The organism is Bacillus aerius (genome assembly GCF_029894105.1).
GTDB classification, from domain to species: domain Bacteria; phylum Bacillota; class Bacilli; order Bacillales; family Bacillaceae; genus Bacillus; species Bacillus altitudinis.
Genome location: NZ_JARYHO010000001.1, coordinates 1228420 through 1250808, shown reverse-complemented (window position 1 = coordinate 1250808; position 22389 = coordinate 1228420). Strand labels below are relative to the sequence as shown.

Here is a 22389-nt window from a genome sequence, read left to right as displayed (position 1 = left end):
TTCGTTTCTTTCAATCTATGGGCATCTTCTTCATAAAATGAACAAATAAAGGAACAGACGCTTTTTTCAAAGCGTCCCGTTCTCTCATTTGTTCATTTACTCTCCATCTACCTGTGCCCATTTCAAATCAATGTAACCAACAGGATGACGGACAATGCCCTTTACGCCTTCTTTTTGTAAATAGACTTGGTTATAAAAATGAATGGGAATGATCGGTGCTTCTTCCATCAGAAGTGCCTCGGCATCATGCAGCATACGATTTCTCTTTTGTTCATCTGCTTCTTGACTCGCCTTTTTGATCAGCTGATCATACGTATCATTTGACCAACCTGTCCGGTTCATCGCATTTCCTGTTTGGAAGCTCTCTAAGAAATTGATTGGGTCTGCATAGTCAGCTAGAAATGAACTTTGCGAGAATTGGAATTTGAGTGCCTTTTGATCTTCTGCAAACACATTTGCTTCCATGTTTGCAAGCTTCACATCTACCCCTAGCGCTTCTTTTAATTGTTGCTGAATGGCTTCTGCTTTTTTCTTATTTTCAGGCTTTGTACTATATGTTAATGTGACGGGCGGCAGCTTTGAATAGTTCTCTTCCTTCAACCCTTTTTCTAATAGTTTTACAGCTTCACTCGTATCATGTTTGACAAGGTCGCCGCCAGCTTCTCTGAAATCTTCACCCTTTGAATCTAAAATTCCTGGAGAAACGAAGGCACGTGCTGGCTTCTCTTCATTTTTCGTCACATACTCTACAATATCCTGAGGATTGATCGCCATTTGAAAGGCTTTGCGAATGTTCTTATTTTGAAAAGGCTCCATGTTGACATTTAGACGATAAAAAAACAGCCCTGCTTGATCCTCAATTTGCACATCTTTGCTTTTTAACAGGTCTTCACTTTGTTCTGCCGGAACGAAGGCCGTATCTAAATCTCCTGATTGATACATTTGGTAATCTGTGTTTCGATCACTGATCATGAGCCATTTCACTTGATCTAGCTTGACCGTTTGTTTGTCCCAATACGTGTCACTTTTTTCCATTGTAAAGCTTTCATCATGCTTCCACTCTGTCAGCTTAAACGGTCCATTGCCGACAAAGGTTTTCGCATCCTTGGCCCAGTTCGGGTCCTTTTCCGCTACCTTCTCATTCACTGGGAAAAAGGCAGGGTTTGCCGTCATATTTAAGAAAGATTTCTGCGGGTATGCTAGCTTGACCTCTAGCGTTTGATCATTAACAGCCTTAACTTTTACATCTTCTTTCTTCCCTTTTCCGCTGTTAAACGCTTCGCCCCCTTCAATCATATAAGCTAAGAATGCCGCAGAAGAGCCCGTCTTTGGATCTAGCAGCCGCTTCCACGCATATTCAAAGTCACTTGCTTTGACTGGATCACCATTTGACCACTTAATCCCATCCCTTAAATGGAACGTGTACGTTTTTCCGTCCTTTGAAATGTCCCATTTTTCCGCCATGGCAGCAGATGGTTCGTGCTTTTCATTCAGTCTTGTTAATCCTTCCATTAAGTTATTGAGCCCTTGCCAGGACACATTATTAAAACCAATGGGCGGATCAAATGATGTCGGTTCGTTTTCATTATTTAATGTTAAAACTTTCTCTTCGCCCTTGCTTGAAGATCCTTTGCCTGCTTGCTCATTGGCTGTACATCCTGCAAGCAGCATCACTGCGATAAAGCACATACTGAGAATCCAACCTGTTTTTCTCATGAAAAACTCCCCCTTTGTGTTGAAGATAAAACCGTTTGCTTCGCTCGTTCATCTTGGAGCCAGCAATGTACTGCATGTGTAGGTGAACGCTGCGTTTCATGCGGCATGATATGATCACACACTTTCATCGCAGACGGGCATCGATCGGTATATGGACAACCTTTTGGCGGGGCAAATAAATCAGGCGGGCTTCCTTCAATAGGAATGAGTTCATCTTTCATATCCAGCCTTGGAACGGATTGCAGTAGCCCTTTTGTATAGGGATGCTGCGGACTGTAAAAGATATCTCGCCTTGTCCCAACTTCAACGATTTTCCCCCCGTACATGACGGCCACTCGATCAGCGACTTGTGCTACGACCCCTAGGTCATGTGTGATTAAAATAATCGTCACGCCTGTTTTTTTCTGAATCTCTTTAAATAGTTCTAAAATCTGCGCCTGTATGGTGACATCTAGTGCAGTTGTCGGTTCATCTGCAATCAGCACCTTCGGCTCACAAATAAGAGCCATTGCAATCATGAGCCGTTGCCTCATGCCGCCGCTGAACTGATGCGGATATTGCTTCAGCCTCTCTTTCGGCTGCGGAATCCCCACCAAATCAAGCATACGAAGCGCCTCTTCTTTCACTTCTTTTTTTGTCAGCTTCTGATGCACTTTTGCAGCCTCCATCAGCTGATCTCCAATTGTCAGCGTCGGGTTGAGTGCCGTCATAGGATCTTGAAAAATCATGGAGATATCGACACCACGTATGCTGCGCATGTCTTTTTCAGATAATGACAGCAAGTTGCGATCACGAAACCAAATTTCCCCTTGATCGACTTGTGCGCTGTATGCAGGGAGAAGCCGCATGATACTTTGAGACGTCACACTTTTTCCGCAGCCTGATTCTCCGACAATGGCGAGGGTTTCTTTTTCATACACATCCACATTCACCCCGCGTACCGCTTGAACAGAACCGCCATATGTCCGAAAGCTGACATGCAGATCGATAATCCGAAGCATTTTTCTCATAGCGCCATCACCTCTTCATCTTTGGATCAAGCGCATCTTGCAAGCCATCACCTAAATTATTAAAACAAAACATCGTCAGCGAAATAAAAAATGCCGGAAAGAATAAACGCCACCAGTGACCATTATCTGACAGCACTGTCGGCAAGGCATCATTGGCCATCACACCCCAGCTTGCAAACGGCGCTTGAATCCCTAAACCGAGAAAACTTAAGAATGCTTCAGCAAAAATCGCTGTCGGTACAGTTAGCGTCATCTGGACAATAATCGGTCCCATCGTATTCGGCAGTAAATTTCTGCGGATGATGCGCAAACTTTTTGCGCCAAAGGTTTTCGAGGCAAGGACATATTCTTGGCTTTTCAGCTGAAGGACTTGACCTCTCACGATCCTTGCCATCCCGATCCATCCTGTGACAGTGAGCGCCACAATAATAGTGACAAGCCCAGGCCCCATCAGAACCATCAATAAAATGACGACGAGTAAATACGGCAGACCGTAAAGCACCTCGACGATCCGCATCATGACATGGTCATACTTCCCGCCTTTATAGCCTGCAATACCGCCATAGATGACACCGATTGCAAAATCAATGAGAGCGGCCATCACGCCCACAAATAATGAAATGCGTGCGCCGTACCAAGTACGTGTAAACACATCACGTCCAAGTTCATCTGTTCCAAACCAGTGAGCAGCTGACGGTGGCAAGTTTTGCATGGAAAGCCGCTGTTCTGTCACACTATTCGGTGCAAGGAGTGGGCCTAATACAGCCATGACGAAAAGAAAAATCAGCACCGATAAACTAAACATAGCGAGTTTATTTTGTTTTAACCGTCGCCAAGTATCTGCCCAATACGAAAGTGAAGGTCTTTTAATAGCATGGACTTCAGATGTCTTTTGTTCTTTAGGAGCAAACCATTCATCTGGCACTTCATGCGCTTGATTCGTTTGATCATGCCGAAGGTGTATACTCATGCCTTTCCTCCTTTCTGATGCAGCTGGATCCTTGGATCAAGCAGACGATATGTCACATCTACAATGAAAAGAAGGGTAATTAAGATGATGCTGTAAAAAACAGTGGTTCCCATGATGACAGGATAGTCACGATTATTTATACTCTCAACAAAGTATTTTCCCATTCCAGGGATCGCAAATATTTTTTCAATCACAAAACTGCCTGTTAAAATACTTGCGACAAGTGTGCCAAGGATCGTGACAACAGGTAAAAGCGCATTCCGCAGGGCATGTTTAAACACAATTTTATAAGGGGAAAGTCCTTTCGCTTTTGCAGTTCGAATATAGTCCTGCGACAGCACTTCAATCATGCTCGATCTCGTTAACCGGGCAATGATCGCCATTGGACCTACCGCCAGTGCAATGGTAGGAAGCACCATATGCATTGGACTTGTCCACATCGCTGTAGGAAAGAGCTTTACATTCACAGCAAACTGCTGAATTAATAAGGTAGCAAAGATAAAGTTTGGTATGGATATACCGAAAACAGCAATCGTCATGGCGATATAATCAATCAAGCCATTATGCCGGAGGGCAGCCATGATTCCGAGCAAGATGCCGGAGATGACAGCAATCAAAATAGAGATAAGACCAAGTTCTAATGAGACTGGAAAACCTCTCGCCAATAAATCATTGACACTTTCAGAAGGTTTTTTAATGGAAGGACCAAAATCAAAAGTAACGATGGATTTTAAATAGATCATATATTGAACATAGAGTGGTTCGTCTAAGTGATAGTAGCTTTCGAGGTTTCGCCGGACAGTTTCGTTTGTATTTCGTTCTTCATTGAAGGGCGATCCTGGGATGACCTTCATTAAAATAAACGTTAACGTCGTAATCGTTAAAATCGTGGCAATCATCGCAATCAAACGCTTGAGCAAAAAGCTGGCCATCTGCCGTCTCCCCCTCGCTTAACAAAATGTTGTACGTGCGGCAAGCTCTGTCATGACAAGCATGGCTTGGTAGGCTTCTAATATATTCTCTGCTTGGTACGTCACCGTTGTTGTCCCTTCGATGATGGCCGTACCCGGCATTAAATTCGCCCATTCGGCTTGTCCATAATTGGCAAACTCGATTTTCAGCACTGGCTGCTCAGGAGGCGTGAGCGGCTTCATTTGATGAATTTGTTTCATGGCAGCTTCCACTTGCTGCGAGATGAGGGTGCTTACTTTCGCTGGTGTTAAGCATTTCACAGCAGATCTTGAAATGGTTTCTTTCACCGCCACTGTTTTTACGCCAGGCATTAACTTTTCTGCTTCAAGTGCCGCTTGATCGTCTCCGCATACAAGAATGACTGGAACACCATAATACCCTGCGACATACGCATTAAAGCCCATTTCACCAACTGGATGATCATTTATGTAAAAATGTCTGACACCAAAAATCATACTGTGCGACATCACACCTTTCATTGATGCCCTTGCATGATAGCCTAAAAAAACAGCGGCATCATACGTTTGATCTAATCCTTGAACCATTGAATAAGGCTTTACATCCCCTGATATGAGAGATGCTTCCTCATGCAAATCTTCAATCAACAAATTATTCATTTTAGAATGGCTATCATTCACTAAAATCTCGGTCGCCCCATGTGTAAGAAGAGCTTCTACACAGGCGTTCACTTCACCTGTCATGATTTTTCTCCCGCGCTCATAATTGTGCTGGCGGCTATCAACAAATGTATGATCAGCTAGACCAGTAATTCCCTCCATATCGACTGATACATAGAGCTTCATTCCCATCCCCCTTTAATTAAACTTAAAATTTGTGTATATTTTTCTAAATTTTCTAAAAAATTATATGAGAACTTGATTGATTTTTCAATACAATGTCTGAAAATAAGGAAATTAGACTCAGGTAATACAGGTCAAAAGCATTGATGCGAAAGGATTTATTTTACAGAAAAAACACCACTAGCTATGCCTTTAGTGGTGTTTGTCTGCTTCATCGATTTGCGATTTTAGCTGCGCATATTTTTTCATCGTTTGTGTAAACAAGTCATCGAACATTTGCGGTGCCTGCTGCTGGATGACTGCAGCGCCTTCTCCTGTAATCCCGCCTTTTGTTGCGACCCTATTCACCGTTTCAGCAAATGTCAGTCCGCGTTCAACAAGAACTTGTCCTGTACCGAGCAGCGCATATGTTAAAAATTCATAGGCTTCTTCTAAAGAAAGCTCACTATTCCGAACAGCGGCTCTCGCCATTTCTTCAAAGATTGCTGCAATAAAGCCCGGAGAAGAGCTTGTCAAATTACTCGCCGCATCAAACCGGTCCTCTTCTACTTCCCTGACGATACTAAAAGCTGAAAGCAGGCGGTGGAGTCGTTCTTGTGCCTCCTGTCCAGTGGTTTCACCATGCGCCACAAGGGATACACCCGTCCCTACGGCTGATGTCAAAGTGGGAATGTATCTAGAAACCGGCTGATTCGTATGTTGCATTAATTTGTCTAACGTGACAGCCGCTGCCACTGATACGATATGAAGAGATGTCTTTGCGGGGCTCAGCTGATCTAAGACATCAAGTACAGCAAGCGGTGGTACACAAACAAACACGACATCACATGATGCAGAGATGTCATCTAAAGAGCAAATGTTGACATGCTGGTTCTTCTCTTTCAGCTGTTGCAGCCGCTCCGTTTCACTTCTTGTATGGATCATAAACTGACTGGCATGAAGTACTCCTTTGTCCAGCCATTTTTGTACCATCATATCTGCCATGCTTCCATATCCAATGATTCCAATAGTCTCCACAGTTTAATCTCCTCTATTTTGCTTAGATTCACTACTTATTTTAACAATTTCCCACAATGTTTTCATTTTTATCCCACACTTTTTTCTTACGATAAAGTCAGTATCCACCACATACGGTCAATCACCTTACACACATACATGTAAAAATCGATGAAAGAGAGTGATCTTGATGACACATCACAAAGATGAAAAACACACTTCTTATGAATTACAAACCATTGAACAGCCGAAAAAAAAGCAGAAGAAGCCAAGTGGCTGGCTGAAGCCATTTGTCAGCGGGATTGTAGGAGGTACGTTAGCGTTAGGTGTTTACGTTCTAACTCCATATGCTCAGCATTCAGAAAATAGTTCAACTGATTCGTCAACGAAAACAGCCGCTGTATCGACAAATGATACAAGTACAAATTCGTCAAAAACAACAGCGTCACAAACATCGAATTCGACCAGCAGTATTTCAAGTATGGTCGAAAACGTATCACCAGCCATCGTCGGCATTACAAACTATCAAACACAAAGTCAAACAACCACAGATTTTGGCGATATGAACACACCTTTTGATGGATCACAGCAAAATCAAAACAGCAGCAGTCAAGAACAAGAAAGCGGTACCGGATCAGGGGTTATTTTCAAAAAATCCGGCAGTAAAGCCTATGTATTAACAAACAACCATGTGATTGAAGGAGCAAATAAATTAACAGTCTCCTTGCATAATGGCAAGACGGTAGCAGGAAAAGTGGTCGGTTCTGACCCGCTGACTGATCTTGCTGTCGTGGAAATTAGCAGCAGCGGCGTTACAAAAGTCGCTGAACTCGGAGACTCCTCATCCCTTCGTGCGGGAGAAACCGTCATCGCAATCGGAAACCCTCTTGGTGAAGATTTATCAAGAACAGTGACACAAGGAATTGTCAGCGGTGTCGATCGAACAGTTTCTATGGATACATCAGCTGGCGAAAGCAGTATTAATGTCATTCAAACAGATGCCGCCATTAACCCCGGTAACAGCGGCGGACCGCTTTTAACAACAGACGGAAAGGTTGTGGGGATCACCAGTATGAAAATTTCTGAAACAGGTGTGGAAGGTATCGGATTTGCGCTCCCAATCAATGATGTCAAACCAATTGCAGAACAGCTTCTCACAAAAGGAAAAATCGAACGACCTTATATCGGTATCAGCATGCTGGATCTCGAACAAGTACCAGATGCTTATCAGAAGGAAACGCTTGGACTGACAAGCAGTCAGCTGGATAAAGGCGTGTACGTAAAAGAAATCGCTGCTGGCTCACCTGCTGCAAAAGCTGGATTAAAGGCAGAGGATGTTATCACCGCCATCAATGGCAAAAAAGTGACAACCGGCAGTGAATTACGCCACGAGCTTTACACGAATGCAAAAGTAGGAGATACCATCAGCATCACACTCGTTCGTAATGGAAAAGAAGAAACAAAACAAGTGACATTAACACAATCTGAATCAAAGCAAGTCAGTTCTTAACGAAAAAAGCAGCTCATAAAAATTGAGCTGCTTTTTTCATGTTCACTTGATTGGGACCAATCTTTGTTCAATTTCTGCTCGTTTGTGCTCTAAAAATGGTGGAAGTGCTAATTGATCACCAAGTTCATCCACGCTTTCATCCACTGTAAATCCAGGACCGTCTGTTGAGATTTCAAACAAAATACCGTTTGGCTCTCTAAAATATAGGGCTTTAAAATAAAAACGTTCTACAACACCAGAGTTGGTGAAACCGGCTTTGGCTATTTTATCATGCCATTTTTCAAGCTCTTCTGCGTCCGCTACACGAAAGGCTACGTGATGAACACTCCCTCTACCAGATCGCTCAACAGGTCCTTGTGCTTTTTCGATGACATGAATCTCTGTTCCAGCTCCGCCTTGTCCTGATTCAAAAATCGTCACGATTTCCCCATCATTTGATTGTTCACGTGCTTTTTCTGTGAAACCAAGGATGCTCGTTAACACACTGATCGTTTTATCTGCTTCTGCGACTGTTAATTCTACTGGTCCCAAACCTCTGATCGCAAAATCAGCAGGAATCTCATCATGCACTGGCGGCTTCGCTCCATCTTGCACGCTTGGTTCTACAGTCAAAAACAGCTGCTGTCCTTCTGGATCTGTAAATTTCAAGGCAGGTCTGCCGCCTCTTAAAGAAGCTGTTTCTTTCTTTACACCTTTTTCTTCAAAGCGCTTTTCCCAAAAGGTGATTGCCTCTTCTGAAGTGACAATCAGACCTGTGCGTGAGATCGCATTTGTTCCGTCCAGCCGGCGGGCGAGCATCGGTATTTCAAAAAACGTCAGCTCTGTACCAGGTGAGGCGACCTCATCTCCATAAAATAGATGATACATCGATGGATCATCTTGATTGACTGTTTTTTTCACCAGTTTTAAGCCAAGGATTTGGCGGTAGAAATCAACGTTTTTCTGAGCATTTGCTGTTAGTGCTGATACGTGGTGAATCCCATTTATTTTCATTGTGTTCACTCCTATTATAAAATATCTCGAATTCAAGATAATTTCCTTATGAATAAAATAGGTCATTTTAGAAGAAAAGTCAACCATTCGGCTTCATCTTTATTGGATGTTCGGTTTTCGCCCATTAAATTAACATTACATCAAAAATATTCTTATATTGTTCGCTTTTAAGATAACATTCATCCTAATATCTCCAATAAACGAACACTTTTAAATACAAATACGAAAATCAGAAAATTTTTTTAATTCTTGTTTTCCTAAAATCGTATTACAATGAACAAAATACATGTCACAGTAACGTACGAAAGTGATGCAGGAGGTCGTGTGTAATGAACAAAGAACAACCAGCGTTAAAACAAGACATCGGCTTATTTTTTGCCCTATCTCTTGTCATCGGAACAATTATTGGATCTGGCGTTTTTATGAAGCCTGGCAACGTCCTTTCTTATTCAGGAAGCTCAGGCATCGCCTTATTCGCATGGCTGTTAGGCGGGATCTTAACCCTTGCAGGTGGACTCACAGTCGCTGAAATTGGTACACAAATCCCACGTACTGGCGGTTTATATGCCTATCTTGAAGAAATATACGGTGAATTTTGGGGCTACTTATGTGGCTGGGTGCAAATTATTATTTACGGGCCAGCGATTATTGGTGCTCTTGGTCTTTATTTTGGTTCATTATTAGCTAATTTATTTTCTCTTTCTTCTTTATGGGCTACAACCATTGGCATTATCACCGTTCTTTTTTTATGTGTGATCAACATCATGGGAACGAAATACGGTGGTTTTGTCCAAGGACTGACCACGATCGGAAAGCTTGTTCCAATTGCAGCAATTATTGTGTTTGGCTTATGGAAAGGAAATGAACATATTTTCACAGCCGTCAATGAGAGTATCGCACAAATGAACTTCGGTGCAGCAATTTTGGCAACATTATTCGCCTATGATGGCTGGATTTTGCTTGCAGCGCTTGGCGGTGAAATGAAAAATCCAGAGAAACTGCTTCCTCGTGCGATGGCAGGCGGTATTTTAATTGTCACAGCATGTTATCTCTTTATTAACATCGCCCTTTTGCATGTGTTACCAGCTGATCAAATCGTTCAACTAGGTGAAAATGCAACAAGCACAGCTGCTACAATGCTCTTTGGTCCAATTGGCGGTAAAATTATTAGTATCGGAATCATCATTAGTATCTTTGGCTGTTTGAATGGAAAGGTTCTTTCGTTCCCGCGTGTCATTTTTGCGATGGCAGAACGAAAACAAATTCCGTTTGCCAAAGCCATTTCACGCATTCATCCTACTTTTCAAACACCTTGGATCGCTGTATTTGTACAGATTTTGATTGCCATTGTGTTTATGATCGTCAGTAATCCCGAGAAGCTGTCAGAGATTTCGATTTTCATGATTTACATCTTTTATGTGATGGCCTTTTTCGCTGTCTTTAAGCTAAGAAAACAAAACAAGGGAATGAAGCGCGCTTATAGCGTACCACTTTACCCGCTCACACCGATCATTGCGATTATCGGCTCTTTCTTTGTCTTAATCAGCACCATGATCACCGATTGGCAAAGCTGTCTGATCTCCATGCTGATCGGCATTGCCGGACTGCCGATTTATTACTATATGAAAAAAACACAAAATAAAGCAGAGCGCTAAGACAGCCTCTGCTTTATTTTTTATATTGCTTAATGACCTTATAAGATTCGTTTAAATATCTCATCAGCCGGTATGGCTTACTTAAAACCCGGATGGGGAGTCTTGAAATAAATCCATTCAGATTCGCCTTATACTCCTGCGTCATCCGCTTTGGCTTTGTGGCAATTTTTTCATATACTTCTTTGTAAAATTCCTTCATGATGTCAACTTGCACACTGATCTTCTGATGACACTCTGTACACTCAACGCTTTTCATCTGATCATTCACATAAACGATGCTGTGGAGGGTCTCTTCTTGGCACCGAGTACAGTGTAGGTTTGCTTCCATTTCGGTTTTCTTCAAGATACACAGCTCCTTTCTCGTTTGATGTTGCTCTTTTTATACAATACGATGGCTGTCAGCTGTTTATTGGACAGATGCTTCCTTTAAAATAGCTGCCGCAGTCAATTCATCGGTGACGAGCACCTGAATAAAGCCGCCGTTTAAGGCCCCTAAAATACTTTCAGCCTTATGGGTTCCTTCCACAACTGCGATGACTTTTTTCACGTTCTTTAATTGTTCTAACGATAATCCAATCACCTTTTGGTTCAGCTCATCTTGGACTGGTTTCCCTTCCCCGTCAAAGAAACGAAAACCAATATCACCAACAGCTCCTGATTGCCTTAAACCAGACAAATCCTCTTCTTTTAAATAACCGACTGTTTTCAATGTAGAGCCTTTATGCGGATTCCCAATACCGATCAGGGCAATATCAACATTTCTGCCTTCTTCAAGCACAGCTTCTATGTCCTGCATCGCCATCAGCCGCTCTTTTAATTCTTCTGTTTCTAAAATCGCAGGTGCATATAGATAGGAGCACGTACCATTCATCTTCTTTGCCAGCTCATATGCCAGCTGATTCGCGTGAATGTCGACTGCCTGCCTGCCCATTCCGCCCTCTAAAGGAATGACTTTGACATCGTTTCTTCGCTCAAATGGATATTCCTTCACGAGCTCGGCAAGTGTGGTTCCCCATGAAATACCGATTTTCTCAGCGCCTTTCATGTTTTTAGAAAGATAATAGGCGCCTGCTTGACCGACTGCCCGTTTGACCATCTCAGACATTGTCCCGACACTTGGGACAACGACAGCATCCGTTAATTGAAAGGTCGTTTCCAGCTGCTTTTCAAGTTCCACTGTATGAATACTTTCGTCTTTAATGTACACTTCAACGATTCCCACATCTTTTGCTTTTTGTAAGAGCTTTGAAATGACTGGTCTTGAGACATTGAGCTTTTTTGCAATCTCCTGCTGCGTCCACCCGTCTGTATAATAAAGATGAGCAACCTTGACGAGCTGTCGTCTTTCTTCCCAATTCAGCATGTGACATCATCCTTTTAATATACTATGATTACCAGTATACCAAACATTCGTTTCTAATTGGAACAATTGTTATGAAAATGACAAAAAGAGCGATTAACTCTCCGCTCTTTTTCCCTCGCTATATTTAGGCTGATACGTTCTCCCACCATCTAATAAGAGTATCTGTCCGTGCAAATAGCTTCCCTCGTCACTTGCGAGAAATAAAGTGACTCCAGCAATATCTTCTGGTTTTCCTAATCTCCCGATAGGAATAAGTGATCGAAGCTGACTTTTCTCAAGCTCAGTCGGATAGAGCGTATCAAGCATCTGAGATTCAATAACGCGCGGTGCAATGACATTGATGCGGACATGATGGGAACCCAATTCCTTTACAAGCGAACGCATGAGACCAAATGCCCCGGCTTTTGACGCGTAATACTGGATGCCGCCGCCAGAGCCTGTTATCGCAGATCCTGATCCAATAATGACAACGCTGCCTTCTTTCCGCTCACATAGATAGGGTGCTAATGCTTTGATGCAGTAGAAAAGACCATATAGATTCACAGCCAGTGTCTTTTTCCAAAGTGATAAATCAACCTCTAAAAAAGGAAGGGATTTCGTCATTCCTGCTGAATAGACAAGATGCCCAATGCCACCCAACTCCTTTTCAGCTGCTGACGCCATTTGCTGAACACTTTCCCACGATGAAACGTCAGCTTGGAACGTCAGCAGCTGAGGGTGCTGTTGTTTTAAAAGCGAAAGTCCCTGTTCATCTATATCTGACACAGCTACACGATGCCCTTCTTTTAAAAAACGCTGAGCAATTTCTTTGCCGATTCCTTGGGCGCCACCTACGATGAGAACTGGTTTTTGTTGATTAGCCAGCGCTCTCACCCCCATCGAGCATAATCGCTGCTCCATCTGTAAATGCACCGTACGATGTACTTAAGAAAACCGTCATATGAGCCACCGTCTCCTTGATTTGCTCTTTGTCAGGAAGCAAATGGAGAGGCGGCGGAAGTAGTGCCAATACCCGGATGCCTTTGTCTTTAAATTCGCGCGCTAATCCTTTTGTCATGGCATTCAACATACTATTTGATGTAGCATGTGAGATCCCGCCATCACCTGTTATGCTGCCTGATGAGGAAATATTAATGATGCAGCCCTGCTTCTGATCCACCATATGCCACACAGCGGCTTGACTGGAAAGAAAGACTGTATTTACGGATCTTTCCACTTCATCGACCCATATCTCAGGACTTACGTCATCAATCTCCTCATCTGCTTTTTGCTCGGCTTGATTGACTAAAATATCAAGCTTGCCGCATGTATCGATGACTTGTCTTAGCATAAGCGTAGCATCACGCGGTGTCTCAAGCGGATTGATGACAACAGTCGATTGGCCGCCTAATTTTTCAATGTCTTCGCTTATCGACTTTGCTTTTGATTCATCACGAAAAGCGTGTATGAAAACATGTGCACCTGCCTGGGCCAAAGCTAGGCAGATGGCTTCTCCAAATCCATCTGTGCTATCTGTCACAAGTGCCACTTTCTGATGAAGCTGGACGTGCACACGGATCTCCTCCCTATCCCTTATTTGGCATTTATTTTCTCAGCTTACTCACAATATCAAGAGCTGCTTCATAAAAGCCTTCTGAGATGGTTGGATGCGGATGAATCATTTTGGCCATCTCTTCCGCTGTTCCTTCTAAATACATAAATGAGGAAGCCTCTGATATCATCTCCGTTACATGCGGACCAACCATTGTAGCGCCAATGACTTCACCATATACGGTATCGTACACGAGTTTAATAAAACCGGTTTGAACACCTGCTGCCAACGCTTTTCCGCTTGCAGCTAAATCAAATCGCTCTGCCCGCACGTTTAGCCCTTTCGCTTTTGCCTCTTTCTCAGTCAGTCCAACACTCGCTACTTCTGGCAATGTATAAATACATCTAGGAACGATGTCGTGATTCATTCTTTCAGGTTCGCCGCATATATTGCTGACCGCAACGGCTGCCTCTGCCATCGCCGCATGAGCGAGCTGATAGCCGCCGGCTACATCTCCAATTGCATATACACCTTCAGTACTTGTCTTCATCTCGTCGTTTACTTTAATAAAAGGACCATCCAGCTGAAGGTCCAGCTGACTGACAGCAGAGACATTTGGTCTTCTTCCGACGCAAACTAGCAGTCTTTCAGCCGTAAAGATGTGCGTCTCTCCTTTATCGTCTGTCGCATGAATCGCTTTGACTCCTTCGCTTTCTGTTACCTCTGTCACCGTCGTTTTCTTTGCGATATGGATGCCTTTTTTCTTCAATTCTTTTTCTAGTAATTTCGACGCTTCTTCATCTTCCTGCGGAATAATCGACGGAGCGGCTTCTATAATGGTGACTTTTGATTGGAGACTCTGGAAGATGCATGCCAGCTCAAGACCAATTACACCCCCGCCAATAATGACGACAGATGCAGGAATATCTGGGATGTCAAAGATCGTATCACTTGTGTCAAATTGAATCTCTTTGAGCCCTGGAATAGGCGGAATAGCAGGTGATGAGCCAGTGGCAATGATCAGCTCTTTTGTTTCAATCGTTTCTGATCCATCTTGTTTTTCAATGTCAATGCGATTTTTTGTCACAGCTGTGCCTCTGCCGTTATATACATCAATCTTTCCTTGCTTTAATAAAAAGGCGATTCCGCCCCTGAGTTTTTCGATGACATCATCTTTACGTTTTCTCATTTTATCGAAGGAAAGAACCATCTCACCTGTTTCGATTCCCCAGCTTTTTGCTTTCTCAATGGATTCAATGACTTCTGCATGTTTGAGCAGTGTCTTTGAAGGGATACAGCCTCGATTTAAACAAGTCCCCCCTAGAAAATCCTCTTCAATCAATGCAACCTTGTGTCCACGTTCAGCGGCTTGAAGGGCGGCAGTGTATCCGCCAGGCCCTCCACCAATGACTGTCAGATCATACGTTTTTGTCATCCGATTCATCTCCTACATTAGCAATTCAAATGGTTGTTCAAGCACTTTTTTAAGGTCTGTTAAAAAGGCGGCTGCTGGTGCACCATCTACCACTCGATGATCAAATGATAAACTGACGCCCATCATTGGCCGCACCTGAATTTCTCCATCGATCACTACAGGTTTTTCTTGAATGCGTCCAACGCCTAAAATCGCCACTTCCGGCTGATTAATAATTGGGGTAAACGTGTCAATGGCATACATCCCTAAGTTACTAATGGTAAATGTAGACCCCTTCAACTGGCCTGGCAGTAGCTTTTGATCGCGTGCATTTCGACCAATTTCTTTTGCTTCTTTTGTGAGCTGTTTCAGCCCTTTTTGATTTGCATGAGAGATGACCGGAACCATTAAGCCGTCTTTCACAGCAACCGCAAGACCAATGTGCACATCCTCATGGAAATGGAGCTCATTTTGTTCAAACGTCATATTGATTTGCGGATGGCGCGTGAGGACACTGCTGACCGCATGGATGATGATTTCTGTAAACGACAATCTGTAGCCTGTCTCTTTTTCAATCGCTGGGAGCAGCTGTTTGCGCACTTCTTTTGCTTTTGTCATATCAATTTCACTTGTTAATGTGACGTGCGGTGCTGTAAAGGCACTTTGTGACATGCGATCTGCGATCACTTTTCTCATCCCGGCTAGTTTTTGTGTTCTCACTGGAGCAGCTTCTGCCTTTTGTGCGCCTGCTGCTGTCACATCACTCTTCATGATTTTTCCGTGAGCGCCAGAACCAGCAACATTCGCTAAGTCGATTCCTTCACGAGCAGCCACTTTTCCTGCAAGTGGTGATACGCGCTGGCCTTCCTCGTTCGTCTGAAGGGCCGCTTCGACATCCCGTTTTTGAATTCTGCCTTTTGGTCCTGTACCAGATACTTCGTGAATGGCTACTTGGTGATCTTTTGCCGTTTTTCTCGCTGCAGGTGTTGCGCGTACTTTCTCACCCACCGCTGGTTCAACTTCAGTCGAAACAGATGGTTCAGATGTTGATGACGTTCCGCTGTCTTCAGAAGATGCTTCATCAGACTGCGCTGGCGGCTCGCTCGGTACCTGCTCATTAGCCTCTCCGATATATCCAATGACAGCATTAACTGGAATCTGATCATCTGCTTCGTAATATTTCTTTAGAAAAACGCCATCATCATAGGCTTCAACCTCGATATTGATTTTGTCTGTCATAATCTCAAATAGAGGCTCACCGATTTCAACCGAATCTCCTTCTTCTTTAAACCATTGAAGCAAGGTACCGATCTCCATCGTACTGCTTAGCTTCGGCATAAATATCTCTTTTGGCATGATCTTCTCCCCTTTACTTAAGAGCGCACGAGCTCTTTTGCTGCTTCAATAATATCTGGCACTTGTGGAATGACTGCTTTTTCCAGCGTTGGGTTGTACGGTATTGGGACGGCAAGACCGCCAAGTCGTTTAATAGGTGCATCTAAATAGTCGAAGGCTTCACTTTCCGCTATCATACTGGCAATCTCTCCGCCGTAGCCGCCTCGTTTCACTGCCTCATGCACAACGATACATTTGCCTGTTTTTTTCACAGATTCAATAATGGTTTCTTCATCTAATGGGACGAGCGTTCTCGGATCAATGATCTCGACATCGATTCCTTCCGCTTCTAGTTCCTTCGCTGCTTCGAGCGCTTTGTGCACCATAATGGCTGTTGCGACAATTGTGACGTCCTTTCCGCTTCTCTTCACATCCGCTTTCCCTAAAGGAATCGAGTACTGCTCTTCTGGTACTTCACCAATTGTTTTATATAAAAGCTTGTGTTCATAGAAAATGACAGGGTTGTCATCATCCATTGCTGCTTTTAAAAGTCCTTTTGCATCATAAGCTGTTGAAGGCTGAACCACCTTTAGTCCAGGAATATGAGCCATCCATGCTTCTAAGCTTTGGGAGTGCTGCGCTGCGGCACCTGTCCCGGAACCTGCTGGTGTTCTGACAACAAGCGGCACTTTCCCTTTTCCGCCAAACATGTAACGTGTTTTCGCTGCTTGGTTTACAAGCTGATCCATTGCAATTGTAATAAAGTCAGAGAATTGTAGTTCTAAAATCGGACGCATCCCTGTCAAAGCCGCTCCGACTGCGCCTCCTGCGATGGCAGCCTCTGAAATCGGCGTATTGCGGACGCGTTCTGGACCGAATTCCTCGATCATCCCGCGCGTGACACCAAATGCGCCACCGTATACGCCGATATCTTCACCTAAAATGAAGACATCTTGATTTTTTCTCATTTCCTGACTCATTGCTTCTCGAACGGCTTCTAAATATGAAATCTCTCTCACTGTCGTGTTTGTCACGTGATTCCCCTCCTAATTAGGCGTATACATCCTCTAATAGTGTGTCAATTGATGGTTCTTTACTATTTTTCGCAAATTCAACAGATGCCTCGATCTCTTGCTTCGCTTCTTCTTGTAAACGAGCAGCCTGCTCTTCTGTCAGAACATCTAGCTCCATTAAGAGTGACTTAAAGCGTTTAATTCCGTCTTTTTGTCTCCATTCTGTCTCTTCTTCACGTGTACGGTATTTTTTCGCATCACTCTTTGAGTGACCCTTCCAGCGATACGTTTTCATTTCAATAAGTGATGGCCCTTCTCCAGCTCTTGCACGGCTGACCGCTTCATCTACTGTGTTCATAATCTCAACCATGTCATTTCCATCAATCGATTTTCCTGGGATTCCATAGCTTTCTGCTCTTGTTGAAATGTCTTCAATGTTGATCATTTCTTTCACAGGACCAGACATGCCGTATTGGTTGTTTTCACAAATAAACACAACAGGTAAATCCCAAATGGAAGCAAGATTCAGCGCTTCATGGAAGCTGCCTTCATTTGTGGCGCCGTCTCCGAAGAAACAAAGGACCACAAAGCCTTCCTTTTTCATCTTGGACGTGAGCGCCGCACCTGTTGCAAGCGGAATACCGCCGCCAACAATTCCATTTGCCCCAAGGTTTCCTTTTTCTAAGTCGGCAATATGCATGGAGCCGCCTTTTCCTTTGCAGTAACCCGTTTCACGTCCGAACAGTTCAGCCATCATTTTATTGACCTCTGCACCTTTTGCAATACAGTGACCATGTCCGCGGTGTGTACTGACAATCTTATCTTCATCCTTTAACACAGCAATAGATCCAACAGCCGATGCTTCCTGTCCAACACATAAATGGGTCGTTCCATGGATTAATCCTTTAGCAAAGAATTGATCGACCTTTTCATCAAAATATCTTACTAACCACATTTGTTTATATAAATCTGCTAATTTCTCATGACTAATCTGTTCAGGCAAAGTGATTTGTTTTTGCATTTCTTCTCTCCCCTTTACATTTGTTCTTATATGTTACATTTGTAATTATCATACGTTTAACTCTCATTGAAGTCAAGCATTTCCGTTTATTTTTTAAGCGTTTTCATCTTTTTTCAGAAAAAAAGAGAAAGGCAAAGCCCTTTTCCAAAGACCTTCTCTTTCTCTCCATCTCGTACATTCTCATTCATCTGGATACATCATGATTTTGACGCTTTCACCTTCTGGATGCCTAGCGCATTCTATCGCCTGACGAAGCTGACTTAATGGATATCGATGCGTCACCATTTTTTCTGTATGAACGACTTTCGCTTTTAAGAGCTCTAGCGCTTCACGATAATGGTATGGATGCGAGGAATAAGCTCCGACTACTTTCACTTCATCATGGAAAAAACGTTCTGCTGGAATGGAGACATCCCCTTTCGGAAAGTGAGCAAAGACCAAAATCGTTCCGCCTCTTGCGACAGCTTGAAATGCTTCTTTTAAAAGCGCACTGCTCCCCACAGAAATAATGACAAGGTCTGCTCCCTTTCCATCTGTTTCTTTCATGACGCGGTTTTCTACTGGCTCAGATGCTGGATGAAAAGCGACGTCCGCCCCAAGATTTCTTGCTTGAAGGAGCCTGTTCTCATTTACGTCTGTGATCATCACTTTTCCAGCCAAATAATATTTGGCAAGCTGTAATTGAATGCAGCCAATTTGCCCCGCTCCAAGAATCAAGACCGAATCTCCAGGATGAACGGGCGCCCTTTCAAAGCCGTGAAGACAGCAGGCAACCGGTTCGACCATCGCTCCTTGTTCATATGAGACGTCATGTGGGAGCTTGCCCATTGTATGCTTAACATGTAAAGCGGGAACACGAATATATTCCGAAAAACCGCCCGGCTCTACATTTGTGGCTGCAAATTGCGGGCACATTGTATAAAATCCTCTTTGACAAAAGTCACAAGTAAAACAAGGGACATGATGCGCTACATACACCCTGTCTCCCGTTTGAACATGTGTGACGTGACGGCCTGTTTCGATAATGTCACCAGCGATTTCATGCCCTAGCACTGTGCCAGGAGGTACCGTCTCATGTGTCGCTTTATAAATATCCGTCCCGCATAACCCGCAGGCACGCATTTTTAATAATACTTCGTCGTCACCAATGGCTGGCCGCTTCCGCTCCTCGTAACGAATGTCCTCTGAAGAATAAAAGACAGCTGATTTCATTTAGCCGCATCCTCCTTTTCATCACATGTCGCAAGACTCTGCAAGGATTGAACGAGCTGCTTGTACTCACTCATCTCACTTGAAATCCAGTAGCGTCCGCCAAATATTCGCGCAGGTCCCACTCTGACATATACTTTCCCGATATGAGGATATGGTTTTAAAAACAATTTTCCTTTAATATCGGACACGGCATATGTGTGCCACCTGCCAAAAGCACCTATTTTCAGCTCATCTTCACTAATCATGATATTCGTTGGCTGATTCAGGCCAGTGATGCTAGAAAGCATAAGGATAGGCAGCGTATAGACACCTAACACAGCTAATGGCTCAGGTCCTGCCGACATCAACGTATAAAGGGACCAGAGAAAAAACACACATATTAACAAGGCCGGAAGGAAAATAGAAAACATGGCAGACGTTCGGCTATAAGCATGCTGCTGCATGAGAGCTCCCCCTTTCAAATGACATGGAAGGAGCTTTCGCAGCTCCTCCACGCAACCATCGTTCACTTAATATGATCGATAATTTTTTCAATATCCTCTTCAATGCCAAATCCCGTTAAAAAAGATAACGTTTGAATCACAGGCGTTCCTTTTGTATCACTAACAGGCGTTGTCGTCACAATTAAATCAGCACCCTCCGCTTTCTGCGGAACCTCAGATGCCTTACACTGTTCAACGATGACATCGTATCCTTTTTCCTTTAATGTCTCTTCTACCTTTTTTGCCACAACCGTTGACGTAGCAACTGCCGTTCCGCAAGATACTAATATTTTTTTTGCCATGAGAATCCCTCCAGCTCATTTATTGATCTTTCTGATCTAAGCCCATTTCTTTTGCATACTGCTTTTTAATATCATTTCGCACCCAGTACCAAAGAAGCGCATATGCCAGTGCACAGACAATCGCTGCAATGAAGTAAGGATTGCTCGGATCAAGAAGTCTCACCATGATCCAAGGAATGACGTGAGAACCGAGATCAATACCAGAAATCATATTTGCCCCTTCTGGGAAGTCGAAACCAACTGCTTTCCCCATTGTTGTGGCGAGTGGTGCAAGGTTCGTTGCAATGAAGAAAACAATCATTAAGGTAAAAATACTGTTAATGAGGCCGCGAATAATATTCCCACGAGCGGCTGCTACTGCCCATACGACTGTAAATGGCAGAACCGATAAGTCTGCAAACGGCAGCATGCCATTGTAAGGAAGGACGACAGCGAGCAAAATGGTGATTGGCACCATCAAAAGGGCTACAGCCATATTCGCTGGATGACCAATGACAATCGCTGTATCCAAACCAATATAGACATTTTTTCCAGGGAAACGCTTTTGAATATAAGAACGAGCACCCTCAGAGATTGGAATAAGTCCTTCCATTAATAAAGCAACCATTCTTGGCATTAACACAAGCACTGCAGCCATTTGAATTCCAAGAGTCATGACACCTTTTGCATCATAGCCGCCAAGAAGACCAATAATGATACCAAGTATAAGACCCATCACAAGCGGTTCACCAAAGATGCCAAAACGTTTTTTCAAAGTTTCTGGATCCGCATGAATTTTGTTTAAACCAGGGATTTTATCAATCACGCGGTTTGACGCATACATGAGCGGAGCGAAGTTGACCGTTTCAGCATGAGCCATCGATACGCCTTTTAATCCGAAATGGTGTTCAATCGTCGGTGCCGTCCAATCGGCGAGTTTTAGTGTAATCGCAGAAACGATTAAACCAACGGCAAGAGCTAAGAACATATTATGATAAGCGTAGTAAGTAACAGAAGCAGCGAAAATCAAATGCCAGAAATTCCAAATATCCACATTCAATGTTTTCGTAAAGTTAACAGACAGCAAAATGACATTTAACAAGAGCACAAGAGGAATCATCAAAGGGGCAACAGGTGTACCAAATGAAATGGCGGCTCCAATCGGCCAACCGACATCTAAAATATCAAGCTTTAATCCAAGAGAATTGACCATGGCTTTGGCTGCTGGTCCAAGACCGCTTACAAGTAAATTAATGACCAGATTGACCCCGACAAATCCAATTCCGATGGTAATACCTGCACGGAAGGATTTTTTAAATCCTTGCCTTAAAATCATACCGAATAACGTCATAATAATTGGGAGCATAATTGTTGGCCCTAAGTCTAAGATGAAATCGACGGCTTGCTTGATCATACATCCACCTCCTGATTTTAAATAAAGCGCTTACATTATGTCGTGAATAGCTATTGGTTTAATTCTTTTTGAAGTACATCAACGGCTTCTTCATACGATGTCATGTGAGATAAACTTGTCATTACTTCTTCTTTTCTGAAAAGCGTCATCAGTTTCTCTAACATCACGAGCTGCTTACTAGGTTCAGAGATTGCCAGAACGAACACAATTTTGGCTTGAACTGTCTCATGAGGGCTTCCCATCTTATGAAAAATAACAGGTTCCTTTAATGTCGCTACACTGATCGCCGGTTTGTTTACATGTTCAGGATCTGTATGGGGAATGGCCACCCCAAAGGTCGCAAGAGGAAGACCGGTCGGATATGTTTTTTCTCTTTCAAGCACTGCTGGTAAAAAGCTCGATTTAATATATCCTCCAGTTTCTAACCTTTCTGCTAAATAGGCAGTCACCTCCTCACTTGAAGATGCTTCGTATTGCAGCTCAATCAGCTGTTGATCTAACTCAAACAAGCTGTTCAAACAACCACCCCTTTCATTTGGTATAAATATGAACACATGTAACAAAAAGAATGAACATTTTAAAATAGAACCTTTTGTGAAGCGCTTACAAATAGATGTTTTATAAAATGTTCAATACTGTTACCTTTGTAAAGATATTATAATATTCGAAATTATAAGTCAATGTTCCTAGGAAAATTTTTA

At 43.3% G+C, this 22389-nt stretch carries 22 protein-coding genes; 2 read left to right on the top strand and 20 right to left on the bottom strand.

Features of this window, described 5'->3' with window-relative positions; all coding sequences use genetic code 11:
* Positions 1-96: 96 nt before the first annotated feature.
* The 6 genes from M2353_RS06420 to proG all read right to left on the bottom strand — a co-directional run bounded on the left by M2353_RS06420 (position 97) and on the right by proG (position 6485).
* Positions 97-1716, bottom strand: coding sequence for a peptide ABC transporter substrate-binding protein (locus M2353_RS06420; RefSeq protein ID WP_035700454.1), 1620 nt, complete (start codon positions 1714-1716; stop codon positions 97-99).
* A complete protein-coding gene (locus M2353_RS06415) occupies positions 1713-2726 on the bottom strand; it encodes an ABC transporter ATP-binding protein (protein ID WP_008346229.1) in 1014 nt (337 codons plus the stop codon). The genes M2353_RS06420 and M2353_RS06415 overlap by 4 nt, the downstream gene beginning before the upstream one ends.
* 7 nt (positions 2727-2733) lie before the next feature.
* Entirely contained in the window at positions 2734-3696 is a 963-nt protein-coding gene (locus M2353_RS06410) for an ABC transporter permease (protein WP_041092314.1), read from the bottom strand.
* Entirely contained in the window at positions 3693-4628 is a 936-nt protein-coding gene (locus tag M2353_RS06405) for an ABC transporter permease (RefSeq protein WP_284725152.1), read from the bottom strand. The genes M2353_RS06410 and M2353_RS06405 overlap by 4 nt, the downstream gene beginning before the upstream one ends.
* Before the next feature lie 18 nt (positions 4629-4646).
* Entirely contained in the window at positions 4647-5471 is an 825-nt protein-coding gene (locus M2353_RS06400) for a M55 family metallopeptidase (RefSeq protein ID WP_039168738.1), read from the bottom strand.
* A 189-nt stretch (positions 5472-5660) separates the two neighbouring features.
* Positions 5661-6485, bottom strand: coding sequence for a pyrroline-5-carboxylate reductase ProG (gene proG / locus M2353_RS06395; protein WP_048001641.1), 825 nt, complete (start codon positions 6483-6485; stop codon positions 5661-5663).
* A gap of 169 nt (positions 6486-6654) precedes the next feature.
* Here proG and M2353_RS06390 point away from each other — a divergent pair, with 169 nt between their 5' ends.
* A complete protein-coding gene (locus M2353_RS06390; RefSeq protein ID WP_047945973.1) occupies positions 6655-7974 on the top strand; it encodes a S1C family serine protease in 1320 nt (439 codons plus the stop codon).
* Positions 7975-8016: 42 nt separating this feature from the next.
* Here M2353_RS06390 and M2353_RS06385 read toward each other — a convergent pair whose 3' ends face one another.
* Entirely contained in the window at positions 8017-8967 is a 951-nt protein-coding gene (locus M2353_RS06385) for a ring-cleaving dioxygenase (protein WP_072367660.1), read from the bottom strand.
* A gap of 329 nt (positions 8968-9296) precedes the next feature.
* Here M2353_RS06385 and M2353_RS06380 point away from each other — a divergent pair, with 329 nt between their 5' ends.
* Positions 9297-10622, top strand: coding sequence for an APC family permease (locus M2353_RS06380; RefSeq protein WP_284725151.1), 1326 nt, complete (start codon positions 9297-9299; stop codon positions 10620-10622).
* 13 nt (positions 10623-10635) lie between these two features.
* On the opposite strand, the gene M2353_RS06375 is transcribed toward M2353_RS06380, so the two are convergent.
* The 13 genes from M2353_RS06375 to M2353_RS06315 form a co-directional block, all read right to left on the bottom strand.
* On the bottom strand, positions 10636-10965 hold the full coding sequence (locus M2353_RS06375) for a hypothetical protein (RefSeq protein WP_008358910.1): 330 nt from the start codon (positions 10963-10965) through the stop codon (positions 10636-10638).
* A 63-nt stretch (positions 10966-11028) separates the two neighbouring features.
* The gene (locus tag M2353_RS06370) at positions 11029-11985 is read right to left on the bottom strand and encodes a sugar-binding transcriptional regulator (RefSeq protein ID WP_017359143.1); all 957 of its coding nucleotides are present in this window, start codon (positions 11983-11985) and stop codon (positions 11029-11031) included.
* A gap of 93 nt (positions 11986-12078) precedes the next feature.
* Positions 12079-12864, bottom strand: a complete 786-nt coding sequence (locus tag M2353_RS06365) for an SDR family NAD(P)-dependent oxidoreductase (RefSeq protein ID WP_284725992.1) — start codon at positions 12862-12864, stop codon at positions 12079-12081.
* Positions 12842-13537 carry an SDR family NAD(P)-dependent oxidoreductase gene (locus M2353_RS06360; RefSeq protein ID WP_024719603.1) on the bottom strand — a complete coding sequence of 232 codons (696 nt, stop codon included), beginning with the start codon at positions 13535-13537 and terminating at the stop codon, positions 12842-12844. Before M2353_RS06360 ends, M2353_RS06365 begins: the two co-directional genes overlap by 23 nt.
* A 31-nt stretch (positions 13538-13568) precedes the next feature.
* The gene (lpdA, locus tag M2353_RS06355; RefSeq protein WP_159145613.1) at positions 13569-14951 is read right to left on the bottom strand and encodes a dihydrolipoyl dehydrogenase; all 1383 of its coding nucleotides are present in this window, start codon (positions 14949-14951) and stop codon (positions 13569-13571) included.
* Between the two features lie 12 nt (positions 14952-14963).
* Positions 14964-16286 (bottom strand): dihydrolipoamide acetyltransferase family protein, encoded by a 1323-nt coding sequence (locus M2353_RS06350; protein ID WP_284725150.1) that lies wholly within the window; start codon positions 16284-16286, stop codon positions 14964-14966.
* Positions 16287-16303: 17 nt separating this feature from the next.
* Positions 16304-17284, bottom strand: a complete 981-nt coding sequence (locus M2353_RS06345; RefSeq protein WP_026050078.1) for an alpha-ketoacid dehydrogenase subunit beta — start codon at positions 17282-17284, stop codon at positions 16304-16306.
* Positions 17285-17315: 31 nt separating this feature from the next.
* A complete protein-coding gene (gene pdhA / locus M2353_RS06340; RefSeq protein WP_048001645.1) occupies positions 17316-18299 on the bottom strand; it encodes a pyruvate dehydrogenase (acetyl-transferring) E1 component subunit alpha in 984 nt (327 codons plus the stop codon).
* A gap of 180 nt (positions 18300-18479) precedes the next feature.
* Positions 18480-19511 (bottom strand): alcohol dehydrogenase catalytic domain-containing protein, encoded by a 1032-nt coding sequence (locus M2353_RS06335; protein WP_017367078.1) that lies wholly within the window; start codon positions 19509-19511, stop codon positions 18480-18482.
* Positions 19508-19954 (bottom strand): hypothetical protein, encoded by a 447-nt coding sequence (locus M2353_RS06330; protein ID WP_008346260.1) that lies wholly within the window; start codon positions 19952-19954, stop codon positions 19508-19510. Before M2353_RS06330 ends, M2353_RS06335 begins: the two co-directional genes overlap by 4 nt.
* A gap of 62 nt (positions 19955-20016) precedes the next feature.
* On the bottom strand, positions 20017-20295 hold the full coding sequence (locus M2353_RS06325; RefSeq protein WP_008346262.1) for a PTS sugar transporter subunit IIB: 279 nt from the start codon (positions 20293-20295) through the stop codon (positions 20017-20019).
* Between the two features lie 19 nt (positions 20296-20314).
* Entirely contained in the window at positions 20315-21688 is a 1374-nt protein-coding gene (locus tag M2353_RS06320) for a PTS galactitol transporter subunit IIC (RefSeq protein WP_007498866.1), read from the bottom strand.
* Between the two features lie 50 nt (positions 21689-21738).
* Positions 21739-22206, bottom strand: coding sequence for a PTS sugar transporter subunit IIA (locus M2353_RS06315; RefSeq protein ID WP_008346265.1), 468 nt, complete (start codon positions 22204-22206; stop codon positions 21739-21741).
* Between the last annotated feature and the right edge of the window lie 183 nt (positions 22207-22389).

Bases quoted from the DNA above. Each gene is read 5' to 3' on its own strand.
- M2353_RS06415 (WP_008346229.1), bottom strand. From the start codon at position 2,726: ATGAGAAAAATGCTTCGGATTATCGATCTGCATGTCAGCTTTCGGACA.
- M2353_RS06350 (WP_284725150.1), bottom strand. From the start codon at position 16,286: ATGCCAAAAGAGATATTTATGCCGAAGCTAAGCAGTACGATGGAGATC.
- M2353_RS06400 (WP_039168738.1), bottom strand. From the start codon at position 5,471: ATGAAGCTCTATGTATCAGTCGATATGGAGGGAATTACTGGTCTAGCT.
- M2353_RS06420 (WP_035700454.1), bottom strand. From the start codon at position 1,716: ATGAGAAAAACAGGTTGGATTCTCAGTATGTGCTTTATCGCAGTGATG.
- M2353_RS06320 (WP_007498866.1), bottom strand. From the start codon at position 21,688: ATGATCAAGCAAGCCGTCGATTTCATCTTAGACTTAGGGCCAACAATT.
- M2353_RS06405 (WP_284725152.1), bottom strand. From the start codon at position 4,628: ATGGCCAGCTTTTTGCTCAAGCGTTTGATTGCGATGATTGCCACGATT.
- M2353_RS06335 (WP_017367078.1), bottom strand. From the start codon at position 19,511: ATGAAATCAGCTGTCTTTTATTCTTCAGAGGACATTCGTTACGAGGAG.
- M2353_RS06365 (WP_284725992.1), bottom strand. From the start codon at position 12,864: ATGGGGGTGAGAGCGCTGGCTAATCAACAAAAACCAGTTCTCATCGTA.
- lpdA (WP_159145613.1), bottom strand. From the start codon at position 14,951: ATGACAAAAACGTATGATCTGACAGTCATTGGTGGAGGGCCTGGCGGA.
- pdhA (WP_048001645.1), bottom strand. From the start codon at position 18,299: ATGCAAAAACAAATCACTTTGCCTGAACAGATTAGTCATGAGAAATTA.
- M2353_RS06370 (WP_017359143.1), bottom strand. From the start codon at position 11,985: ATGCTGAATTGGGAAGAAAGACGACAGCTCGTCAAGGTTGCTCATCTT.
- M2353_RS06385 (WP_072367660.1), bottom strand. From the start codon at position 8,967: ATGAAAATAAATGGGATTCACCACGTATCAGCACTAACAGCAAATGCT.
- M2353_RS06390 (WP_047945973.1), top strand. From the start codon at position 6,655: ATGACACATCACAAAGATGAAAAACACACTTCTTATGAATTACAAACC.
- M2353_RS06330 (WP_008346260.1), bottom strand. From the start codon at position 19,954: ATGCAGCAGCATGCTTATAGCCGAACGTCTGCCATGTTTTCTATTTTC.
- M2353_RS06380 (WP_284725151.1), top strand. From the start codon at position 9,297: ATGAACAAAGAACAACCAGCGTTAAAACAAGACATCGGCTTATTTTTT.
- M2353_RS06325 (WP_008346262.1), bottom strand. From the start codon at position 20,295: ATGGCAAAAAAAATATTAGTATCTTGCGGAACGGCAGTTGCTACGTCA.
- M2353_RS06410 (WP_041092314.1), bottom strand. From the start codon at position 3,696: ATGAGTATACACCTTCGGCATGATCAAACGAATCAAGCGCATGAAGTG.